Origin of the sequence: Hydrogenophaga sp. (assembly GCF_026125785.1) — a bacterium.
In the GTDB taxonomy this organism is placed as follows: domain Bacteria; phylum Pseudomonadota; class Gammaproteobacteria; order Burkholderiales; family Burkholderiaceae_C; genus Hydrogenophaga.
The window spans coordinates 177,425-199,270 of the sequence record NZ_JAHCKL010000007.1; the positions used below are offsets into that span (position 1 = coordinate 177,425).

Here is a 21,846-nt window from a genome sequence, read left to right on the forward strand (position 1 = left end):
GGTAACAACGGCGCCGGTGGCGCCTCTCTCTGTGCACCGAAGCTGAAGGTCGGTGGCGGCGATTTCAAGAGGTCGCCGACCGGTGGCGAACGCCGGCATCACAAAGCGCTGCAAGATTCTTCATGCACGGACCACGGGCCCTGGCCTACACTGATTCCGACCATGAACGCACCGACCACCTCCGCCGAATCCTCCCCGGTGCAGCGCGCCGCTCGCCAGGCCGATGTCGTGCGGGCCCTGCTGGCCGCCCTGCCCGCGCACGCGCTGCTGTGGCAGGCGGAGGACACCGTGCCCTACGAATGCGATGGCCTCACCGCCTACCGCGAACGCCCCCTGGTGGTGGCGCTGCCCGAGACCGAAGCGCAGGTGGCCGCCGTGCTGAAGATCTGCCACGGGCTGGACGTGCCCGTGGTGGCGCGCGGCGCGGGCACCGGGCTCTCGGGCGGGGCCATGCCGCACGCCTGGGGCGTGACGCTGTCGCTGGCCCGGTTCAACCGCATCCTGCAGATCGACCCGCTTGCCCGCACAGCGGTGGTGCAGGCCGGGGTGCGCAACCTCGCCATCTCGGAGGCGGCGGCGCCGCATGGCCTCTACTACGCGCCGGACCCCAGCAGCCAGATCGCCTGCACCATTGGCGGCAACGTGGCCGAGAACTCCGGCGGCGTGCACTGCCTGAAGTACGGACTGACGCTGCACAACGTGCTCGCGGTACGCGGCTTCACGGTGGAAGGCGAACCGGTGACCTTCGGCGGCGAAGCGCTGGATGCCCCGGGACTGGACCTGCTGCCCCTGGTCATTGGCAGCGAGGGCATGCTGGCCGTGACCACCGAGGTGACCGTGCGGCTGGTGCCGCGCCCGCAACTGGCGCGCTGCATCATGGCCAGCTTCGACGACATCCGCAAGGCGGGCGACGCGGTGGCCGCGGTGATTGCCGCCGGCATCATCCCGGCCGGCCTGGAGATGATGGACAAGCCCATGACCGCCGCCGTGGAAGATTTCGTTCACGCAGGCTACGACCTGGACGCCGAAGCCATCCTCCTGTGCGAGAGCGACGGCACCCCTGAGGAGGTGGAGGAAGAGATCGGCCGCATGAGCGCGGTGCTGCGCGGCTGCGGCGCCACCGCGATCGCGGTCAGCCGCGACGAGGCGGAGCGCCTGCGCTTCTGGAGCGGGCGCAAGAACGCCTTCCCCGCCAGCGGGCGCATCAGCCCGGACTACATGTGCATGGACTCCACCATTCCGCGCAAACGGCTGGCCGACATCCTGATCGCCATCGCGCGCATGGAAAAAACGTATGGGTTGCGCTGCGCCAATGTGTTCCATGCGGGCGACGGCAACCTGCACCCGCTGATCCTGTTCGACGCGAACGACCCCGACCAGTTGCGGCGCTGCGAGCGCTTTGGGGCCGACATCCTGGAGACCAGCGTGGCCATGGGCGGCACCGTCACGGGCGAGCATGGCGTAGGGGTGGAGAAGCTCAACAGCATGTGCGTCCAGTTCTCGGCCGAGGAGAACGCGCAGATGTTCGGTGTGAAACGAGCCTTTGATACCAAAGGTCTACTCAATCCAGGCAAGGTCATTCCCACGCTGCAACGTTGTGCTGAATACGGCCGCATGCTGGTGCGCGCGGGCACCATTTCGCATCCGGAACTGCCCCGGTTCTGACTGTCAAATATCACGCTTGCCCCACAAGGCCCTGGGGTAAAGTCGAGTGCGATGAGTGCGCCGCTTCCCTCGCAAGACCGACGTCTGGATTCGCACAGGCCCGAGAACGCGGCACTGGAGCGCGAGCGTGCCTTGCTGCTGGAACTGGAGACGCTGCGCGCGGAAAACGAGCACCTGCGCCGCAGCTATGCGGAGCAGTTGGGCGGGCAGGTCGCTTCGCGCGACCACCGCGTCGACGGCCGTCGCGCGGCTTTGCCTCTGCCACTGGAAATCACGCTGGATGCCGCTGCCGCGCCGTCTCCGCGCAGCGCACAGATCGAGTACGAGGCTCTGTTCTCGGCGCTCGCCAGCGTGTTCCCGATCGGCGTCTTCCGCGTTGACCAGGCGGGCATGCTCACCCACGTCAACGAGCAGTTGCAGCAGATCTTCGCGCTCGACAGAGAAGATTTTCCCAACTTCGGCTGGCTCGGCCGGGTACACCCGGAAGATCTCGAACGCGTCCAGCAGCATTGGGTGCAGGCCATTTCGCGTGCCGAGAGCATGAGCGTGGAGTTCCGCCTGGTCAGGCCGGGCGACGAGGTGCTCCACGTGCTGGTGCGCAACGCGCCCTTGCACGATGCCCAGGGCGTCGTCACCGGTCAACTCGGCTTCGTACAGGACATCACGCCGCTGCGCACACTGGAGGCCGATGCCCGCATCAAGGACGAGCTCAACCGACAGATCATCGCCAGCAGCCCCGACTGCACCAAGGTGCTGGACCTGCAGGGCCGTGTGGTGCAGATGACCGCACAGGGGTGTCGCCTGGTCGAGGTCGACGACTTCGACCAGGTCCGCCTGAGCGACTGGTCCACCTGGTGGCCAGAGGACGGCGCGGTCCTGGCGTGCGAAGCGATCGACGGCGCGCGCGATGGCCAGAGCGCGCGCTTCGTGGCCTACGGCAAGACCTTCAAGGGCACGCCCAAGTGGTGGGACACCATGGTCACGCCGATCTGCGACTCGCAAGGCAAGCCGGTGATGCTGCTGGCGGTCTCCCGCGACATCACCGCGCTGCACCAGCAGCAGGAAGAGATCCAGCACTTCAACAGCGAACTGGAACAGCGTGTGCGTGAACGCACCGACGAACTGGCCGAAGCGAAGGAGCGCATCGCCCTGGCCCTGCGCGACGCTCAGACCATCTACAACCAGGCTCCCTGCGGCTACCACTCGGTGGACGCCAACGGCGTCTTCGTGCTCATGAACCGCACCGAGCTGGACTGGCTCGGCTACGAGCGCGAGGACGTGATCGGCCGGCTGAGTTTCCGCGATCTCTTCGATGCGCCCAATGTCAAGGTGTCGGAAGAACGGCTGCAGCGGCTCATGCGCGAAGGCCGGCTCGAACCGATCGAGCTGAGCATGCGGCGCCGCGACGGCAGCTCCTTCCTGGCCCTGATCAGCAGCACCGCCGTGTTCGACCGGCACGGCCGTTTCGTGCGCAGCAACAGCACGGTCATCGACATCACCGAGCGCAAGGCGGCCGAAAATGCCCTCGCGGCACAGCGCAATTTCCTGCAGGCCATCACCAACAGTGTGCCGGTGCAGCTCGCTTTCTTCGACCGCGACCTGATCTGCCGCTTTGCCAATGCCAGCTACGCGCGCTGGGTGGAGGGCGACACCAACCGGCTGTTGGGCCGCCACCTGAGCGAGATCGCCCGGCCCCAGGACTTCGAGAACGCACGCGCACGGCTGGCCGCGGCCCTGCTGGGCGATATCCAGCGCTTCGAAGGCGAACGCGCCTTCCCCGATGGCCACCGCTTCTACGCCAGCATCGAATACACACCCTACTGGCAAGACGGCCAGGTGCAGGGCATCCTGATCCAGATGATCGACATTTCGGAGCGCAAAGCCTCCGAGGACCGGATCTACCAGGCCAACCTGCAACTCAACGACGCGCTGCAGCAGGCCCAGGCGCTCTACAACCAGGCGCCCTGTGGCTACCACTCTCTCAATGCCGAGGGCGTGTACGTGTCCATCAACGACACCGAACTGGAGTGGCTGGGCTACTCCCGCGAGGAAATCGTTGGGCGCAAGCACTTCCGCGATTTCATGTTGCCCAGCCAGACCAACCTGCTGGACAGCCGCATGCAGAAGATCCTGATGGACGACGCGCTCGACGCCGCCGAATACGAGCTGCGCCGCCGCGATGGCAGCACCTTCCACGTGCTGCTGTCCTCGTCCGCCGTGCGCGATGCGCAGGGCCGCTTTCTGCGCAGCAACACCACCGTGGTGGACATCACCCGGCGCAAGGCAGCAGAGACCGCATTGCGCGACAACCAGCGCTTCCTGCAGACCATCACCGACCATGTGCCGGGCCTGATCGCGTACCTCGATGCCAATCTGGTGCTGCGCTTTGCCAACGCCGAGCACCAGCGCGTCTTCGGCCTGGACCCCGGGCAGATCGTCGGACGCCACGCGAGCGAGAGCCTGCTGCCCGAGGCCTGGGCCGAAGCCCGTCCGCGCATGGAGGCCGCGCTGGCCGGACAGGCCCAGCACTTCGAGACCTGGCGTCCGACAGTCGATGGCAGCGACATCTACATGAGCGTGACCTACCTGCCCGACCTCAGCGAAGGCGTGGTGAAAGGCCTGTTCCTGCAGATGATCGACATCACCGAGCGCAAACGCATCGAGGAACGCGTCATCCACCTCAATGAGGAACTGGAGCAGCGCATCAGCGAGCGCTCGACCGAACTCCTAGAGAGCGAACGGCGTTTCCGCCTGATGGTGGACAACCTGCGCGACTACTGCATCTTCTTCATGGATGCCGACGGGGTCATCACCGACTGGACCGACAGCGCGCAGCGCATGGACGGCTACCCGCCGACCCAGATGGTCGGCCGCCACTACGGCGTGCTGTTCGATCCCGAGAACCCGGAGCACGGCAGGATCAGCGCCAACCAGATGCTGCGCCTGGCCGCCTCCCGCGGGCAACACGAGCTGCACAACTGGCATACGCGCAAGGACGGCACGCAATACTGGTCGCACTCGGTGCTGATCGCCCTGCGAGACGACAGCGGCGAACTGCGCGGTTTCGCCAAGATCAACCGCGACATGACCGAGGCCAAGCGGCTCGACGACCTGATGCGCAACATCAACGACGAGCTGGAAAACCGCGTGGTCGAGCGCACCGAACAGTTGCTCGCCGCCAACAAGGACCTCGAATCCTTCTCGTATTCGGTCTCTCACGACCTGCGGTCGCCGCTGCGGCACATCTCCAGTTTCGTCAGTCTGCTGGAAGAACACCTGGGTGGCCAATGCGATGAAGTCAGCGCACGCTATCTCAGCACCATAGGCAATTCAGCGCGGCACATGAGCCAGCTCATCGATGGCCTGCTGGCGTTCTCGCGCCTGGGCCGCTCCGCGGTCAACCTCACGCCGGTGGACTTCACGCTGTTGGTGGACGCCGTGGTGGGCCAGCTCAGCCACGACACCGAAGGCCGCGTGGTCGACTGGGTGGTCGCTCCCGACCTGCCCGTGGTGCAGGGCGATGCCCTGTTGCTGCGCGAAGTCTGGGCCAACCTGTTGGGCAATGCCTACAAATACACCCGCCCGCGCGAGCGTGCCCGCATCGAGGTCGGCTGGAGCGTCGACCCCGTAGTGGGTTACACCTTCTTTGTCCGTGACAACGGTGTGGGTTTTGACACAAAATACGCCCAGAAGCTTTTCGGCGTGTTCCAGCGCCTGCACCGCGCTTCCGAGTTCGAAGGCACTGGCATAGGTCTTGCACTCACACGCCGCATCATCGAGCGGCATGGAGGCAGCATCTGGGCCGAAAGCCAACTCGGCGAAGGCAGCACCTTCTACTTCTCGATCCCGTTCGAAGGCCCCTTCGGGTTCGAGGCTCCCGTTGACTCCATGCCGGCCGCCCTGGAATCATGACCAAAAATGCCGATGCCATCCTGCTCGTCGAGGACAACCCCGACGACGCCGAACTGACCAAGCTGGCGCTGGCCCGCCATGGGCTCGACGGCCGCGTGACGCATGTCTCCGACGGCATGCAGGCGCTGGACTACCTGCACCGGCGCAACAGCTTCATGAACCGCTCGGGCAGCAACCCCATGCTGGTGCTGCTGGACCTGAAAATGCCTCTGCTGGACGGCATCGGGGTGCTCAAGGAGATCAAGGGCTCGGAGAACCTGCACCACATCCCGGTGGTGGTCCTGACCTCGTCGACCGAGCCCAGCGACCTGCTGCGGGCCTATGACGCTGGCACCAACGCCTACATCGCCAAGCCGACCGAGTTCTCGCAGTTCCTGAGTGCGATGAAACACGTCTGCGAGTTCTGGATCAACATCAACCAGACCGCGCCGCAGTTGCCCGGCGCGGGCGTCCGCACCACCGGCTTTGGCGACCTGATCTGAGCAGCGCGTCCAGACACGTCAAAAAGCACAACGGCGCCTGAGGGCGCCGTTGGTACGAGAAGCGGGAAAGCCGCTCAATAGATGTCGGAGTCCGCCCACTGCGAAGAAGGCCCTTCGCCTGCGGTCACTGGCATGTCCAGGTTGAGCACGAAGACCACCTCGCCGCCGAAGCGGCCCACGCCCAGGCTCTTCATCAGCACCTGTTCCTGCTCGGGCCGCTCCATGCGCAGGAAACAGATGGCCTGTTTGGTCCCTTCGTGCATGGCTGTCAGGATGTCCAACCGCGTGATGCGCCCAAACTCGCTGCAGAGCTGGTGCAGCGCGGATTTCAGACTGGAAACGTCGCTGTATTGCCTGAGTTCGGCGAGTGTGCTCACAATGAACTCCCTCCAGTTGCGAGTCGGTCAAATGGAAAGCGTGGGGGCGGGTGGCGCCAGAGACTGACGAGCACCAATGGTAAACCAAAGGCAACAAAATCTAACAACAAGGTAACAAATAATCGGCGTGCCTGGCCCTCACGTGCGGTACTTCACGCCTGGCAAGACCGTGGCGGGTGTCCCTGGCGTGATGTGCTCGGTATGCTCGGCCGACCCCTTCACCGCAACATCGATGGCAGCCACCCCCGACCACCTCACACCCGCCCCGCCCGCCGAGCGCGCGGCACCGCAGCCGATGAGCAGCCCTCGGGTCGAGTTCGACCGAGTCGCCGAACTGGCCACTCACCTCGCGGGTGGTGTGGGTGCGCTGCTGATTGACGTCGGGCACGAGCGGCATGAGATCCGCGGCACGCACGGCATGCCCCAGGCAACGGCAGAGGCCTTGCTGGAGGCCTGTGCCACCCTGCTGGACGAGCCGGCCACGCCCGGCTGGCAGGCCCTCCGAACGCCCGGCCATGCCTGGCGCAGCGCCCGCTGGTGGCCGCTGCCGCCAGCCGGTGGTCTCACGCCGGTCCAGGCGGGTCTGCTGCTGCTGGACACCGCTACCCGACCGCCCAAGGAGAGCGCCTCCCCCGAGCTTCACACGCTGGCCAGCCACGCTGCGGACGTGCTGGCGCTCTCGCGCCGGCACGACCAGATCGAGCAATACAACGCGAACATGCTGCGCGAGAGCGAAAGCCGGCTGAACCTCACCGAGCACACCGCCGGCGCGGGCAGTTGGTCCTTGCAACTGGCCACCCGCGAGGTCGTCCACTCCGATGAGTTCGCCACTATACTGGGCCTGGGTGATCTCGAGCGCGTCAGGGACCTGGAGTCGATGGTGCAACGCTATGCGCCGGAATGGCGCAGCGGCATCCGCCAACGCCTGGACCGCTGCGCGCAGAGCGGCGAACCCTTTGACGAAGAAATCCAGATCGTGGTCGAAGGCAGCGGTCCCAAATGGGTGCGCACCGTGGGCACCGCCGTGCGCCGCGCCGATGGGGAGATCGTGCGCATCCAGGGCGCGATCCAGGACATCTCCGCGCAAAAACAGGCCCAGCAGGACACGCTGCGCCTGGCCATGCGGCTGACCACCACGCTGGCCAGCATCACGGAGGCCTTTGTCACGCTGGACCGCCAGTGCTGCTTCACTTACCTGAACCAGGAGAGCGAACGCCTGTTGCAGAAGACCACTGGCGAACTGCTCGGCCTGGAGGTCTGGCAAGGCTTCAGTCCCGGTCTGGCACAGCGCCTCAAGGAACAGCTCTCGCGGTCGCTGAACACCAACCGCAGGGTCGAGCTGGAGGACTACTTTCCCACCTTGGGCAAGTGGCTGGAGGTGCGGGCCTATCCCTTTGCAGAAGGCTTGGCGGTGTACTTCCGCGACGTGACGGAGCGCCGCCGCTCGCAGGAACAGCTCATGCTGCTGGAGACCAGCGTCTCGCGCCTCAACGACATCGTCGTGATCGCCGAGACCAGCGCCACGGGCCAGCAGGAGCCCAACATCGTTTTCGTCAACGACGCCTTCGAGCAGCACACCGGCTATTCGCGGGCCGAAGTGCTGGGGCAGACGCCCCAGATGCTGCTCGAACTCGACCCCAGCATCAGCAAGCTGCAGGAGCTGGTGCGCGGCCTGCAGAACCGGCGCCAGGCCCGCACCGAACTGATGATCCGCCGCAAGAACGGCGCCATGTTCTGGGTGGAACTTGAAGTGGTCTCGGTGCAGGCCTCCGCCGAGGAAGTGACGCACTGGGTGGCGGTGGGCCGCGACATCACGCAACGCAAGACCGCAGAGGACATGATCCGCCACCTGGCGTTCTACGACGCGCTCACCGACCTGCCCAACCGGCAACTGCTGCTGGACCGCCTGCAGCAGGTGCTGGCCGCCAGCTCACGCTCGGGCCAGCACGGTGCGCTGATGTTCATCGACCTGGACAACTTCAAGATCCTCAACGACACGCTGGGGCACCACATGGGCGACCAGTTGCTGCAGAAGGTGGCCCAGCGCCTGACCAAGAGCGTGCGCAAGACCGACATGGTGGCCCGGCTCGGTGGCGACGAGTTCGTGATCATGGTCGACGACCTGAGCACCGACCCGGAGGCGGCCGCGTTCAAGGCCCGTGCGCTGGCCGACAAGGTGCTCAACACCTTGCGCGAGCCCTTCCAGCTCACTGGCGGCCACCAGCATCACGCCACGCCCAGCATCGGCGTGACACCCTTCAACGGTCAGCAGAGCGACGTGGGTGAGTTGCTCAAGCAGGCCGACCTCGCCATGTACCAGGCCAAGTCCATGGGCCGCAACACGGTCTGCTTCTTTGACCCCGACATGCAGGCGTCGATGATCGCGAACGCCACCGTCAGCTCGGACCTGCGCGTGGCCCTGCGCGAGAAACAGTTCGTGGTGTACTACCAGCCACAGGTCGACCGGGTCGGTGTGATCACCGGCGTGGAGGCGCTGGTGCGCTGGCAGCACCCGGAGCGCGGCTTCATGCGGCCGGCCGAGTTCATCCCCGTGGCGGAAGACACCGGCCTGATCCTGCCCCTGGGCCAGTGGGTGCTGGAGACCGCCTGCGAACAACTGGCCGCCTGGGCCGACCGCCCGCAGACGGCCAACCTGAGCATCGCGGTGAACGTGAGCGTGCGCCAGTTCCGCCACCCCGACTTCGTCGACATGGTGATGGCGGCCATCCAGCGCACCGGCATCCGGCCGCACCGGCTCAAGCTGGAGCTCACCGAAAGCCTGCTGGCCGACCGCATGGAGATCACCATCGAGAAGATGGGCATGCTCAAGGCCCTGGGCGTGACGCTGTCGCTCGACGACTTTGGCGTGGGCTACTCCTCGCTCTCCGTGCTCAAGCGCCTGCCACTGGACCAGCTCAAGATCGACAAGGGCTTCGTGGCCGACGTGCTCACCGACCCCAACGACGCCGCGATCTCGCGCGCCATCATCGCGCTGGCCCAGAGCCTGAGCCTGCAGGTGGTGGCCGAGGGCGTGGAAACGCAGGAGCAGCGCGACTTCCTGGCCTACCAGGGCTGCGACCAGTTCCAGGGCCACCTGTTCGCCAAGCCACTGCCGATCGAAGCGCTGGACGCGTTGCTGCAAAACCCCACCGCCGGCATGCTGGTCATGAGCTGAAGGCTCCACCCTGCGCCGCTGCGCGGCTTCCCCCCTCTGTGGCGCGCCTTCGGCGCTTCGAGGGGGGACGATGCCTTGGGCCGGCAGAGCCGGACCCTTGGCATCTCTGGATTTGGGCGCCTCGCTTCGCTCGCTGGGGTGTCTCGTGCCTGCGGCCGGACTTTCGGCATCTCTGGGCCTGGACGCCTCTCGCCTCGCTGGCGGCTATACGTGCAGCAGCAGGAACCGGCGCTCCCAGGGGCTGATCACGTCAAAGTACTCGCGGTACTCGGTTTCCTTGATCGCGCTGTAGGTCTGGATGAAGTGCTCGCCGAAGAGGTCGACCAAGGGTCGGCAGGCCATGAGTTTTTCGACCGCTTCGTCGAGGTGGCGTGGCAACTGGTGGGGTTGTTCGTAGGCGCTGCCTTTGAGCGGTTCGCTGGGCTGGATGGCGTGCTTCATGCCCAGGTAGCCGCAGGCCAGGCTGGCGGCAATGGCGAGGTAGGGGTTCACGTCGACGCCGGCGAGGCGGTTCTCCACGCGGCGCGCCTGCGGGTCGGAGTGCGGCACGCGAAGGCCGCAGGTGCGGTTGTCGTATCCCCAACTCAGGTTGATCGGCGCGGACGTGAAACGCGAGAGCCGGCGGTAGGAGTTCACGTAGGGAGCGAAGAAGGCCGTGGCCGCAGGCAGGTAGGTCTGCAGTCCACCGATGTAGTGAAAGAAGGCCGCCGAGGGCTCGCCGTCGGGGCGGCTGAAGATGTTCTGTCCATCCTGTATACCCACCACGCTCTGGTGCACGTGCATGGCGCTGCCTGGCTGGCCCTGCATGGGCTTGGCCATGAAGGTGGCGTACATCTGGTGGCGAATGGCCACCTCGCGGATGGTGCGTTTGAACAGGAACACCTGGTCGGCCAGCGGCAGTGGGTCGCCGTGGTCCAGGTTGATCTCCATCTGCGCGGTGCCCATTTCGTGGATCAGCGTATCGAGCTGGATACCTTCGGCCTCGCACCAGTCGTACATGACATCGAAGATGTCGTCGTACTCGTTGATGGCATCCATGGAGAAGCTCTGCATGCCGGCCTCGGTGCGCTTGGTGCGGCCCACCGGCGCCTTGAGCGGGATGTCTTCGTCGGGTTCCACCTGCACCAGGTAAAACTCCATCTCGGGCGCCACCACGGGCTTCCAGCCTTCGTCCGCATAGAGCTTGAGCACGCGGCGCAGCACGTTGCGCGGCGACAGGTCGACGGCCACGCCGTCGAAGCTGAAGCAGTCGTGGATGATCTGCGCGGTCGGCTCCTTGGCCCAGGGCACCGGCCGCAGCGTGTCGGGGTCGGGCCGGAGTTGCATGTCCGGGTCGGCCACCGAGGTGTAGTCCTTCTCCGGGTAGTCACCGGTGACGGTCATGGACAGCACGGCCTCGGGCAGCCGCAGGCCGACCCCGGGGTCGTATTTGTGGCGCGGCACGATCTTGCCGCGCGCCTGTCCCGCCATGTCGGGAATGAGGCACTCCACCTCGGTGATGCGGTGCTCGTCGAGCCATTGCTGGATGCGCTGAACGTCGTCGGTCATGGTGCGGGTTCCGTAGGAGGAGGCTGCCGGCCCGTGGGATCACCAGTTGGTGATGCGCGGGTTGTCGAACGTGTAGTGGTTGGGCACGGCGATGTTGGAGAACGAGAACGAGAGGCTCACGTCCAGCGCGCTGACCTGGTGCCACCAGCCCAGCGGCAGGAACACGGTCTCGCCAGGCTCGACCACCACGTCCAGCACCGTGGCCTGGCTGAACAGCGGGTGGCGGTCCAGGTCGGGCTGGTCCAGATTGACCGGGCTGTACACCTCGAAATGGTTGTAGAGCAGTGGTGTCTGCAGCGGCGAGATGAAGCGCCAGCGCTTGCGTCCCACGATCTGCGTGTGGCAGAGCATCAGCGTGTCGTGGTGCAGCGGCGTGACGGTGCCTGCCGGGCCAAACCAGAACGAGGCGCGGCGCGCCAGTTGCGAGGGGTCGCAGAAATCGGGCAGCGTTCCGATGTCGTCCAGCAGCGGCGCGAAGCCCGGCCGGCTCAGCATCTCGTTGTTGGCGGTCAGGTAGTAGTCGTTGGTTTCACCGCCAGCCAGCACACGGTCGACGAAGTCGGCCAGACGGGTCCGGCGCTGGTGGTCGAGCTTGTTGACTTCGTAGTTGGGGTCGGCGCTGCGCTCGGACTGGATCTCCACGTCCAGGTGGCCGAAGCGCTCGCGCAGATCCTGCGGTGACCAGCGCCGAAGGGCCGGCCAGTCGCGCGCCACGTCGGTCAGCACCACGGGCCGGCTGCCGATGACGTATTTCTCCAGGAACTCCCCCAGCGGCACGCGGCTGCGCTTCTCCACATGGCCATAGAGCGGGTCGAGTTCCAGCAGCTTCTGCTGGTTGGCCACGACGGACACCAGCTTGGACTGCAGTTGCTGGAGTTTGCGCGCCGCGAGAAAGGCGGGGTCGTGCGCCATCGCCTCGATGGCCGGTTCGCATTCGGCGGGATCCAGCCCGGCCTGGGTCATGGTGGCCAGCATGGAATCCGGCGTGCAGTGGCGCAGCAGGTTCTCCGCGATCCACTGGCGCCAGCCGGCGTCCAGGGAGCGGAAGCCGGTTTCGATCGGGCGGGGGGCGGGCGGTATGGCGGACGGGTTGCTCATGCGAGCGCCAGTATCGCACCACCACGCCCGTCCACGGGGCCGCTTTTCAGTGGGCGAACAGCGCCACGTTGCCGCCCGCCGCGGTGGTGTTGATGGTCAGCGTCTGCTCGGCGCAGAAACGGGTGAGGTAGTGGGGTCCACCCGCCTTGGGACCGGTGCCGCTGAGCCCTTCACCACCGAAGGGCTGCACCCCCACGACCGCGCCGATCATGTTGCGATTGACGTACACGTTGCCGACCCGGGCGGCGGCGGCCAGCGCCAGCGCACGGCTGTCGATGCGCGTCTGTATGCCCAGCGTCAGGCCATACCCCAGCGCGTTGATCTGCCCGACGACCACCATGGGATCGCCCTGCCAGCGCACCACCTGCAGCACCGGGCCAAAGATTTCCTGGCGCACATCCGCGATGGCGGGGACCTCGAACATCTGCGGAGCGATCTGGCAGGGCATGGACACGCGCGGTGGCTGCGACACCGGCAGCAGGGCGCGCGACTCCGCGTGCAGGCGCCGCAGGTGCTGGTCGATGCCATCGAACGCTTCCTTGTCGATCACCGGCCCGAGGTCGGTCGCCAGGTCTGCCGGGTTGCCCGCCACCAGTTCCCGCGCCGCGCCCTGGACCATGGCGATGACGCCGTCGGCAATGGCCTCATGGACGCACAGCAGGCGCAGAGCCGAGCAGCGCTGCCCGGCACTGCGGAACGCGCTCTGCACCACCGCATCGACCACCTGTTCGGGCAGTGCGGTGCTGTCGACCAGCATGGCATTGATCCCACCGGTCTCCGCGATCAGCGGCACGATGGGGCCGTCCTTGGCCGCCAGGGCTCGCTGGATGATCTTGGCCACCTGGGTGGAGCCGGTGAACACCACGCCGGCGATGGCCGGCTGCGCCACCAGGGCCGCCCCGACCGTCTCGCCCGGACCGTGCAGCAACTGCAGCGCGGCCTCGGGCACACCGGCGGCGTGCAGCAGGCGCACGGCCTCCACGGCGATGGCCGGCGTCTGTTCGGCGGGTTTGGCCAGCACGGTGTTGCCCGTCACCAGCGCCGCGGCCACCTGGCCGGTGAAGATCGCCAGCGGGAAATTCCACGGGCTGATGCAGACCCATGCGCCACGCCCTTCCAGGCGCAAGGTGTTGCTCTCACCGGTCGGACCGGGGAGCGAAGTGGGCGCGAAGGTGCGTTCGGCCTCGTCGGCGTAGTAGCGCAGGAAGTCGATCGCCTCACGGACTTCGGACACCGCGTCGCCCCAGGTCTTGCGGGCCTCCTTGACCAGCAAGGCACACAGCGGAGGCATCTGCTGCTGCATGGCGACGGCGGCACGGCGCAGCGTCGCGGCGCGTTCGCCCACCGGCGTCTTGTTCCAGCCGGCAAAGGCCTGCACGGCCCTCTGGCTGGCCACCGGCACCTTGTCGACGGGCGTCTCGGGCACCGAGGCCACGACGGTGACAGCCAGCGCGTCGAACAGGGACTGGCGGTGCTTGGCCACGGCCAGATCCAGGCCTTCGCTGTTGGGTCGCCCGGGGCCGTAGATCTGGGCCGGCAAAGGCAGCGCATCCGGCTCGTGATCGACCGGCAGGGACTGCTCCAGCGGAGACACCAGGAGTTCATCCATGCCGATCGAGGCATCGGCCAACTGGTGCACGAACGAGGAGTTGGCACCGTTTTCCAGCAAGCGCCGCACCAGGTAGGCCAGCAGGTCGCGGTGAGCACCCACCGGGGCGTACACCCGGCAACGCACGCGCGGATTGCGCAGCACCTCCCGGTAGACGCCCTCGCCCATGCCATGCAGACGCTGCAGCTCGAACGGCGCCCCTCGGCCGGAGGCCATCTGCAGGATCGCCGCGATCGTGCCCGCGTTGTGCGTCGCAAACTGCGGATAGATCGCGTCCGGCGCTTCCAGCAGCGCGCGCGCACACGCCAGGTAGCTCACGTCGGTATGGGGCTTGCGCGTGAACACCGGGTAGCCGGGCAACCCCAGTTCCTGGGCCCGCTTGATCTCGGTATCCCAGTAGGCCCCCTTGACCAGGCGGCACATGAACTTGAGGTGGTACTGGCGTGCGAGCGCGGCCACGTGCTCGACGAGTTCCACCGCGCGCGTCTGGTAGGCCTGCAGGGCCAGGCCAAAACCTTGCCATTGCGGCCGGCGTTGCGCGACCAGGCGGGCCAGGGCCTCGAACACCTCGAGCGAGAGCTCCAGCCGGTCGACTTCCTCGGCGTCGATCGTCAGATTCAGGTTCGCCGACGCGGCCGCCTCGCACAGCAGCCAGACCCGCGGCACCAACTCCTCCAGCACGCGCTCGTGCTGGGCGTCTTCGTAGCGGGAGTGCAGGGCGCTGAGCTTGATCGAGATGCCGTCGTTCTCGGCAGGGTGGCGCGCGGGATCGGCCTGCCGCGCAATGGCGGCGATGGCCTTCTGGTAGCTCGCCAGGTAGCGCTGGGCATCCTCGTCGGTGCGCGCGCCCTCGCCCAGCATGTCGAAACTGAAGCTCAGGTGTTCCTGCCACTTCTTGGCGTCCGCCGCCGCCTTCATGCCGTCTTCGATGGTCTGCCCCAGCACGAACTGGCGCCCCAGCAACTGCACCGCACGCAACGTCGCCGCCACCACGGTGCGCGCACCCAGCTTGGCCAGCAGTCCAGGCTCGTTGCCAGCCTCCGGCAGGAATTTCTTGGACATGGCGATGGCGGTCGACGACAGGCGCGCCAGCGTGGAGTCCTCGGCACCATCGAAGTCGGCGCGGCCGAGCTGATCCGCGGTGAGCGCGATGGCGGTCTCCGCATCCGGCACGCGCAGCAGGGCCTCGGCCAGACGCATCAACGCCAGTCCCTCAGCACTGGAAATCGGGTACTCCTTGAGCAGGCTCTCCATCGCCCAGAAGGGCGGTGGGTTGCGGCGCACGGCGTGTACCCACGGCGCAGCCACGATCGCCGCAGCCGACCAGTCCAGCGCGCCGGTCAACGCGGCGAGGCGGTGTGCCAGAACCCCGGATTCGGGGCGGTAAGGAAAGGGAAGACGGTCTTTCTGACGCGACATGAGATGCTCCGGGCTCAGCCCTAGAAATTGTGATAGTGCGTATGCTGACCGGCCACATGAAGAATTTTTCTCCATAAAGTCATCTATTGACCGGATAATTCACACCCATGTCTGCCACCGAATCCGACCTGGACCGCATCGACCTCAAGATACTGAAGATGCTGCAGTCCGACGGACGCATCACCAATCTCAAGCTCGCCGAAACCGTGGCGCTCTCCCCCACGGCCGTGCTGGCCCGCACCCAGCGCCTGCAGCGCGATGGCTACATCCTGGGCTACGAAGCCCGGCTGAACCCGCTCAAGCTCGGGCGCGGCATGATGGTGTTCGTGGAAGTGCTGCTGGACCGCACCACGCCCAACGTGTTCAACGAGTTCAAGGCCGCCGTGCATGTGCGCGACGAAATCATGGAGTGCCACATGGTCGCCGGCGGATTCGACTACCTGCTCAAGACACGCATGGCCGACATGGCGGCCTACCGCGAATTCGCCGGCAACGTGCTCTGGCAACTGCCCGGCGTGCGCGAAACGCGCACCTACGCGGTGATGGAAGAGGTCAAGGACCGTTCGCAGCTGCCGTTGTAAGCGGCTACTTCGCGCAGTCGCTGGCCTCGTAGGCATCACGCTCTTCCTGATAGCGCTCCAGGCGTCGAAGTTCGCTGGTCTGGTGAGCATTCCAGGCCGCCGTCCAGGACTCATACGCTTCCAGATTGACCCACCCACCATCCTTCACCACATAAGGCTCGACCCACTCTTGCCGGCCCTGCATCTCGCGTTCCCAAAGCGGGATGAACGCCGACATGAACTGGACGTAGGGATGCGAAGTCATCGCGTCCTTCACCAGAACATGGGCTGATGAATAGGTCAGCGTATTCAACCTGACCACGGTGCCATTGGCCGGATTGCCGTAGGAGGCCAGTTCATCGGGCCACGAAGGTGAATCGAGCCAGTACCCGAGAGGTATGCGGTCATAGGTGCATTCCTGGGTCCAGATGGGATCGGCCCAACCATCCAGCGGAAGGTAGCCCCATGAACAATGTTCATGGCCTCCCATTCCCTTGCCTGCAAAGTCGATACGTCTCCATCCACTCCGAGGCTCTTCTCCCAGCTCACCGCTCAGGTCAAGCGTCCAGCGACCGTCTTTCCTGACGAAAGCCTTGGGCACGCTGTAGGTTTCAACCACCCTTTCCAACTGGTGAGATACATCGTCAGGCGCGCGAACCAGTTCAGGAGGCGGTCCACCGAGCCAGGGGCGCGGCTCGAATCCGGGAAACGGGGGTTTCGGCTTGCGAGCAGACTCCAGCTCCTGCATGGCCACACGCACGTGCCCGTGCGTTCTCGCTGCCGTGGGTACGGCCGGATTGAGGTAGATCTCCAGCAGGCCATGCCCGATCAGATCGCGCTCGCCATTCAGCCCGGGTGGGCGCTCGGCGTAGCCGGGGATGCGATCCGTGTTGGCCGCCACGGCACCCACAAGCCGCAAACCATTGATGACGAGGTCTTTGTCGGCCAATGTGTGAGGTCCAGACAACGTCGGCGATGCCGGCGCCACATGTACCACCTTGACCGACCCCGCATCGGTCAAGGTCAGCGCGTGCGCGTACGCCAGGTTCACGAAGAGGTTGCCCTGCGAATGTGCCAGGAGAAGCAGGCCCTTCTGGCGACCCACCCAGTGGCCGATCTGCGCCTTCTGACGCTCGGCCACCACCACGGAGTTGGGGTCTCCCAGGCCATGCGTCAACTTCTGGATCGCCGCTGCGCGAACCAAGTCAAAGACGCTTTCGAGCGCGTCCTTGAACAGCGGCACCGCGGCGATCAGCGCGCTCCACCAACGGCCTTCGCCTTTGGCGGCTGAAAAGAAGAGCTCGAACCGCCCGGCCAGCAAGCCACCGTGCTCCTGCAACCGCTGCTCGAACGTCTCGACGAAGTCGGCGAAGCCTTCGGTGTCGTTGTAGAAAAGTTCGTAGGTGATGGGCTTGCCGTTGGGTGTCTCGATCAAGTACGTTTGTCGAAGAAAGTAAAGCGCATTGTTGGCCTGCTCCTTGGTGTTCTGCACACCGTTGAAGAACCCAAACACGACTCCTTCTGCCTCGCAAATTCCCTCGGCTCTAACCTGCAGGGGAGTCAATGCAAATGCCAATGCAAAGATCAAAGTACATAAAACCGTCCTCGATCCTTCGAACAAGCGCTCAATCACAGGTGTCTCCCGTTGGAAGTCGGGAGACTGTTCCGCTAACCGCCTTGTTGTACGCCATGTACGCCCTCAATCGCAGCAGGGTGTTGGTCGTCAGCGCCTCCAATTCTTGCGACATCCGGAAGGCTTCCTTGAAGCCTTCCACCCCTGGAAAAACGGCACCTCGACAGTTCACGGCGCGCATGCCATCCTGCGAAACCGCCTCCACTGCAAAGGCATCGTTCGTGTCCACTTGCAATGTCTTCTGCAATGCCCGCGCGGTCTGCATTGCCACCTTCCGTTGCGCTGGCTCGGCGTACTTCCTTTCGATGTATCGCTCGATATCGTCCCGAACGCCGTTGCTGTTGTTGTCAATCCCGCCCAGGCTCGTGCTGCGCTCGAGCACGGGAATCTCGCCGCTCGCTTCCAGGCGTGCAATTTCTTCCTGAGGCGTCAGCCCGGACGCCGATGGACGGGCATCACCGCCACCCCCACAACCAACCAGCGTCATCGTCAAAGTGGTCAAAATGACGAGCCCCAGGATGGGACCTGCGCGCCACATACGTTCTTCCTTCATCTGATGTCCTCCCTGAACGCCCTGCGAACGGCACACGCACTACCGCAGTGGCCGCGACTTCGGCCCGCCAATATAGGTCTTTGGAATTACTCATGCTCCGGGGAGTAGCGCAATACCGCGTGCGTCTTTCCGTTGTGACGCATGGCCTGCCGCGTTGACAGTCCCCTGCAGCGCCGCACAATGAAGCACCTTGTCACCGGAGTCGTCATGATTCGCCCCGTAGCCCTGCTGTTCTGCGCCTTCGCCCTGCCCGCCCTTGTCCATGCCCAGAGCACCAAACCCGGCCTCTGGGAAGTGACCCAGAAGATGGGAGGCAGTCCGCAGATGGACCAGGCCATGGCGCAGATGCAGAAGCAGATGGCCGCGATGCCGCCCGAACAGCGCAAGATGATGCAAGACATGCTGGCCAAGCAGGGTATGTCCATGCCCACACCATCGGCCGGCGGTGGCATGGCGGTCAAAATCTGCATCACGCCCGAGATGGCGGCTCGCCAGGACCTGCCGGTGCAGACCGAGGGCGAGTGCACCAACACCATCCTGTCTCGCAGCGCCAGCGAGATGAAGATGAGTTTTGTCTGCAAGAACCCGCCCGCGACCGGTGAAGGCACCTTCACCTTCCAGGGCGATACCGCCTACACCTCCAAGATGCTGGTGCGCGCCACGCACCAGGGCAAGCCGCAGACCATGAACATGGAAGGCCAGGGCAAGTGGCTGGCCGCGAGCTGCGGGTCGGTCAAGCCGCTGAAGTAGCCTGTTGCGCGGTCCGGCTGCCGAAGATCGCGCGGCCCACGCGCACCAGCGTCGAACCGGCGGACACCGCCGCCTCCAGGTCATCGCTCATGCCCATGGAGAGGGTGTCGAGTTCGAAGCCGCCCGCGCGCAGTTGGTCCCACAAGGTCCTTGCGCGCAGGAATACCTCGCTCTGTTGCTCGAAGCTGTCACTCGGTTCCGGAATGCACATCAGGCCGCGCAGTCGGAGACGCGGCAGCGCCGACACCGCATGGGCCAGCGCGTGCAGTTCCGAGGGCGCCACGCCCGACTTGTTCGGTCCGCCATCCACGTTGACCTGCAGGCAGATCTGCAACGGCGGGTGCTCTGGCGGACGCTGCTCGTTGAGCCGCTCGGCGATCTTGAGGCGGTCGACGGACTGCACCCAGTCGAAATGCGCGGCGACCAGGCGTGTCTTGTTGCTTTGGAGAGGGCCGATGCAATGCCATTCGATCGGCGGTGCGCAGGGCGCTCCGGGCGGTACACCCTCGCGCAGCGCCAGGATCTTCTCCACCCCTTCCTGCACGTAGTTCTCACCAAAGGCACGCTGACCGGCCGCGTGCGCCTGACGAACGGCGTCGGGGCCGAAGGTCTTGGATACCGCCAGCAGTGTGACCTCGGTCACATCGCGCCCAGCCTGCCTACAGGCGCGCGAAATACGCTCCCGCACGGCTTGGAGATTGCGTTCAATCGTCGTCATAATCCGCCGTCATCACCCTACACAACACGGAACCCGGGATGGACATCACCCAACTGCTGGCCTTCAGCGTCAAGAACAAAGCGTCCGATCTTCACCTCTCCGCCGGCCTGCCGCCCATGATACGGGTGCATGGCGACGTGCGCCGCATCAATGTCGAGCCCCTGGACCACAAGCAGGTCCACGGCATGGTCTACGACATCATGAACGACAGTCAGCGCAAGCAGTACGAGGAGTTCCTCGAATGCGACTTCTCTTTCGAGATCGAGGGCCTGGCGCGCTTTCGCGTCAACGCGTTCAACCACAACCGGGGCGCCGGTGCCGTGTTCCGCACCATCCCCAGCAAGATCCTCACACTGGAACAGCTCAACGCACCCAAGATCTTTGCCGATCTGGCGCTGCGTCCGCGCGGCCTGGTCCTGGTGACCGGCCCCACGGGTTCGGGCAAGTCGACCACCCTGGCGGGCATGGTCAACCACCTCAACGAAACCGAATACGGCCACATCCTCACGGTGGAGGACCCGGTGGAATTCGTGCACGAGTCCAAGAAGTGCCTGGTCAACCAGCGTGAGGTGGGCCCGCACACGCTGAGCTTTTCCAACGCGCTGCGCTCGGCCCTGCGCGAAGACCCGGACGCCATCCTGGTGGGCGAAATGCGCGACCTCGAAACCATCCGGCTGGCCATGACCGCGGCGGAAACCGGCCACCTCGTGTTCGGCACGCTGCACACCTCCAGCGCGGCCAAGACCATCGACCGCATCATCGACGTGTTTCCGGCCGAAGAGAAGGACATGGTGCGCGCGATGCTGTCCGAATCGCTGGTGGCGGTGATCTCGCAGACCCTGTGCAAGACCAAGGACGGCTCGGGCCGCGTGGCGGCGCACGAAATCATGCTGGGCACCAGCGCCATCCGCAACCTGATCCGCGAAGCCAAGGTGGCCCAGATGTATTCCGCCATCCAGACCGGCAACGCGGTCGGCATGCAGACGCTGGACCAGAACCTGGCCGAACTGGTCAAGCGCAATGTCATCAGCCCGGCCGAAGCTCGCGGCAAGGCCAAGATTCCGGAGAACTTCCCCGGGTGAGGCCAGGTCTGGCGTTCAGCGTTCCGCGTTGAGCGTCCCCGCCTGGCCCTCGTCCACCGCTCAACGCCCAACCCTCTACGACCATGGAACGCGACCAGGCATCGAAATTCATCAACGATCTGCTCAAGCTGATGCTCAGCCGCAGCGGCAGCGACCTGTTCATCACGGCCGAGTTTCCGCCCGCGATCAAGGTCGATGGCGCCATCGTCAAGGTGTCGCCGCAGCCGCTGAACGCCACGCACACGCTGGCCCTGGCGCGCGCGATCATGAACGACAAGCAGGCGGCGGAGTTCGAACGCACCAAGGAGTGCAACTTCGCGATCTCGCCGCCCGCCATCGGGCGCTTCCGGGTCAACGCCTTCGTACAGCAGGGCAAGGTCGGCATGGTGCTGCGGACCATCCCCTCGGTGCTGCCGACGATTGAAAAGCTGGGGCTGCCACAAGTGCTCAAGGACGTCGTGATGTCCAAGCGCGGCCTGTGCATCCTGGTCGGCGCCACCGGCTCGGGCAAGTCGACCTCGCTGGCGGCGATGGTGGACTGGCGCAATGAAAACTCGCACGGCCACATCATCACCATCGAAGACCCGATCGAGTTCGTGCACCCGCACAAGAATTGCGTGGTCACGCAGCGCGAGGTGGGCCTGGACACCGACACCTGGGAGGCCGCCCTCAAGAACACGCTGCGCCAGGCGCCGGACGTGATCCTCATGGGTGAGATCCGCGACCGCGAGACCATGGAGCACGCGATCCAGTTCTCCGAAACCGGTCACCTCTGCCTGGCCACCCTGCACGCCAACAGCGCCAACCAGGCCCTGGACCGCATCATCAACTTCTTCCCCGAGGAGCGTCGCGCCCAGTTGCTGATGGACCTCTCGCTGAACCTGCGCGCACTGATCTCCCAGCGCCTGGTGCCACGCCAGGACAACAAGGGCCGCCACGCCGCGGTGGAAATCCTGCTGAACTCGCCGCTGATCTCCGATCTGATCTTCAAGGGCGAGGTGGCCGAGATCAAGGAGATCATGAAGAAGAGCACCCAGATGGGCATGCAGACCTTCGACCAGGCGCTCTTCAACGCCTTCGAGGCCAACATCATCACGCTCGAGGATGCCTTGCGCAACGCAGACTCGCTCAACGACCTGCGCCTGCAGATCAAGCTCAACAGCCAGCGTGCCAAGTCGACCGACCTGGCGGCCGGCACCGAGCATCTCACCATTGTTTGACCCCCCCCCCCCCCCGGGGGCGCGGCGGGCGGGGGGCCCCCCCGG

At 65.5% G+C, this 21,846-nt stretch carries 15 protein-coding genes; 8 read left to right on the top strand and 7 right to left on the bottom strand.

Annotated features, from left to right (window positions below):
* Positions 1-162 precede the first annotated feature (162 nt).
* Genes KIT53_RS09780 through KIT53_RS09790 form a run of 3 tightly spaced genes read left to right on the top strand, consistent with a single transcriptional unit; the run spans position 163 to position 6,059 of the window.
* The gene (locus tag KIT53_RS09780; protein WP_297751300.1) at positions 163-1,665 is read left to right on the top strand and encodes an FAD-linked oxidase C-terminal domain-containing protein; all 1,503 of its coding nucleotides are present in this window, start codon (positions 163-165) and stop codon (positions 1,663-1,665) included.
* A 51-nt stretch (positions 1,666-1,716) separates the two neighbouring features.
* Positions 1,717-5,577, top strand: coding sequence for a PAS domain S-box protein (locus tag KIT53_RS09785; protein ID WP_297751303.1), 3,861 nt, complete (start codon positions 1,717-1,719; stop codon positions 5,575-5,577).
* Positions 5,574-6,059 carry a response regulator gene (locus KIT53_RS09790; RefSeq protein WP_297751306.1) on the top strand — a complete coding sequence of 162 codons (486 nt, stop codon included), beginning with the start codon at positions 5,574-5,576 and terminating at the stop codon, positions 6,057-6,059. The genes KIT53_RS09785 and KIT53_RS09790 overlap by 4 nt, the downstream gene beginning before the upstream one ends.
* Positions 6,060-6,133: 74 nt before the next feature.
* Here the strand turns inward: KIT53_RS09790 and KIT53_RS09795 are convergent, their stop codons facing one another.
* Positions 6,134-6,436, bottom strand: coding sequence for an RNA-binding protein (locus tag KIT53_RS09795; RefSeq protein WP_297751309.1), 303 nt, complete (start codon positions 6,434-6,436; stop codon positions 6,134-6,136).
* Between the two features lie 127 nt (positions 6,437-6,563).
* On the opposite strand from KIT53_RS09795, the gene KIT53_RS09800 reads away from it, so the two are divergent.
* On the top strand, positions 6,564-9,611 hold the full coding sequence (locus KIT53_RS09800) for an EAL domain-containing protein (protein ID WP_366521909.1): 3,048 nt from the start codon (positions 6,564-6,566) through the stop codon (positions 9,609-9,611).
* 204 nt (positions 9,612-9,815) lie between these two features.
* Here the strand turns inward: KIT53_RS09800 and KIT53_RS09805 are convergent, their stop codons facing one another.
* The 3 genes from KIT53_RS09805 to KIT53_RS09815 are packed head-to-tail and all read right to left on the bottom strand — an operon-like array spanning position 9,816 to position 15,285.
* A complete protein-coding gene (locus tag KIT53_RS09805; protein WP_297751312.1) occupies positions 9,816-11,159 on the bottom strand; it encodes a glutamine synthetase family protein in 1,344 nt (447 codons plus the stop codon).
* Between the two features lie 39 nt (positions 11,160-11,198).
* On the bottom strand, positions 11,199-12,257 hold the full coding sequence (locus KIT53_RS09810) for a cupin-like domain-containing protein (RefSeq protein WP_297751315.1): 1,059 nt from the start codon (positions 12,255-12,257) through the stop codon (positions 11,199-11,201).
* A 46-nt stretch (positions 12,258-12,303) separates the two neighbouring features.
* Positions 12,304-15,285 (bottom strand): L-glutamate gamma-semialdehyde dehydrogenase, encoded by a 2,982-nt coding sequence (locus KIT53_RS09815; protein WP_297751318.1) that lies wholly within the window; start codon positions 15,283-15,285, stop codon positions 12,304-12,306.
* Positions 15,286-15,392: 107 nt separating this feature from the next.
* Here KIT53_RS09815 and KIT53_RS09820 point away from each other — a divergent pair, with 107 nt between their 5' ends.
* Positions 15,393-15,866, top strand: coding sequence for an Lrp/AsnC ligand binding domain-containing protein (locus tag KIT53_RS09820; protein WP_297751320.1), 474 nt, complete (start codon positions 15,393-15,395; stop codon positions 15,864-15,866).
* 4 nt (positions 15,867-15,870) lie between these two features.
* Here KIT53_RS09820 and KIT53_RS09825 read toward each other — a convergent pair whose 3' ends face one another.
* The gene (locus KIT53_RS09825; RefSeq protein WP_297751323.1) at positions 15,871-17,358 is read right to left on the bottom strand and encodes a hypothetical protein; all 1,488 of its coding nucleotides are present in this window, start codon (positions 17,356-17,358) and stop codon (positions 15,871-15,873) included.
* Positions 17,359-17,470: 112 nt separating this feature from the next.
* A complete protein-coding gene (locus tag KIT53_RS09830; protein ID WP_297751326.1) occupies positions 17,471-18,031 on the bottom strand; it encodes a hypothetical protein in 561 nt (186 codons plus the stop codon).
* Positions 18,032-18,238: 207 nt separating this feature from the next.
* Between KIT53_RS09830 and KIT53_RS09835 the strand changes: the two genes are divergently transcribed.
* Entirely contained in the window at positions 18,239-18,781 is a 543-nt protein-coding gene (locus KIT53_RS09835; protein WP_297751329.1) for a DUF3617 domain-containing protein, read from the top strand.
* Here the strand turns inward: KIT53_RS09835 and KIT53_RS09840 are convergent.
* On the bottom strand, positions 18,765-19,499 hold the full coding sequence (locus tag KIT53_RS09840) for a YggS family pyridoxal phosphate-dependent enzyme (RefSeq protein ID WP_297751333.1): 735 nt from the start codon (positions 19,497-19,499) through the stop codon (positions 18,765-18,767). The genes KIT53_RS09835 and KIT53_RS09840 overlap by 17 nt on opposite strands.
* A gap of 38 nt (positions 19,500-19,537) precedes the next feature.
* Between KIT53_RS09840 and KIT53_RS09845 the strand changes: the two genes are divergently transcribed.
* Positions 19,538-20,581 carry a type IV pilus twitching motility protein PilT gene (locus KIT53_RS09845; protein WP_297751336.1) on the top strand — a complete coding sequence of 348 codons (1,044 nt, stop codon included), beginning with the start codon at positions 19,538-19,540 and terminating at the stop codon, positions 20,579-20,581.
* An 83-nt stretch (positions 20,582-20,664) separates the two neighbouring features.
* Positions 20,665-21,801 carry a PilT/PilU family type 4a pilus ATPase gene (locus KIT53_RS09850; protein WP_297751339.1) on the top strand — a complete coding sequence of 379 codons (1,137 nt, stop codon included), beginning with the start codon at positions 20,665-20,667 and terminating at the stop codon, positions 21,799-21,801.
* Positions 21,802-21,846 lie beyond the last annotated feature (45 nt).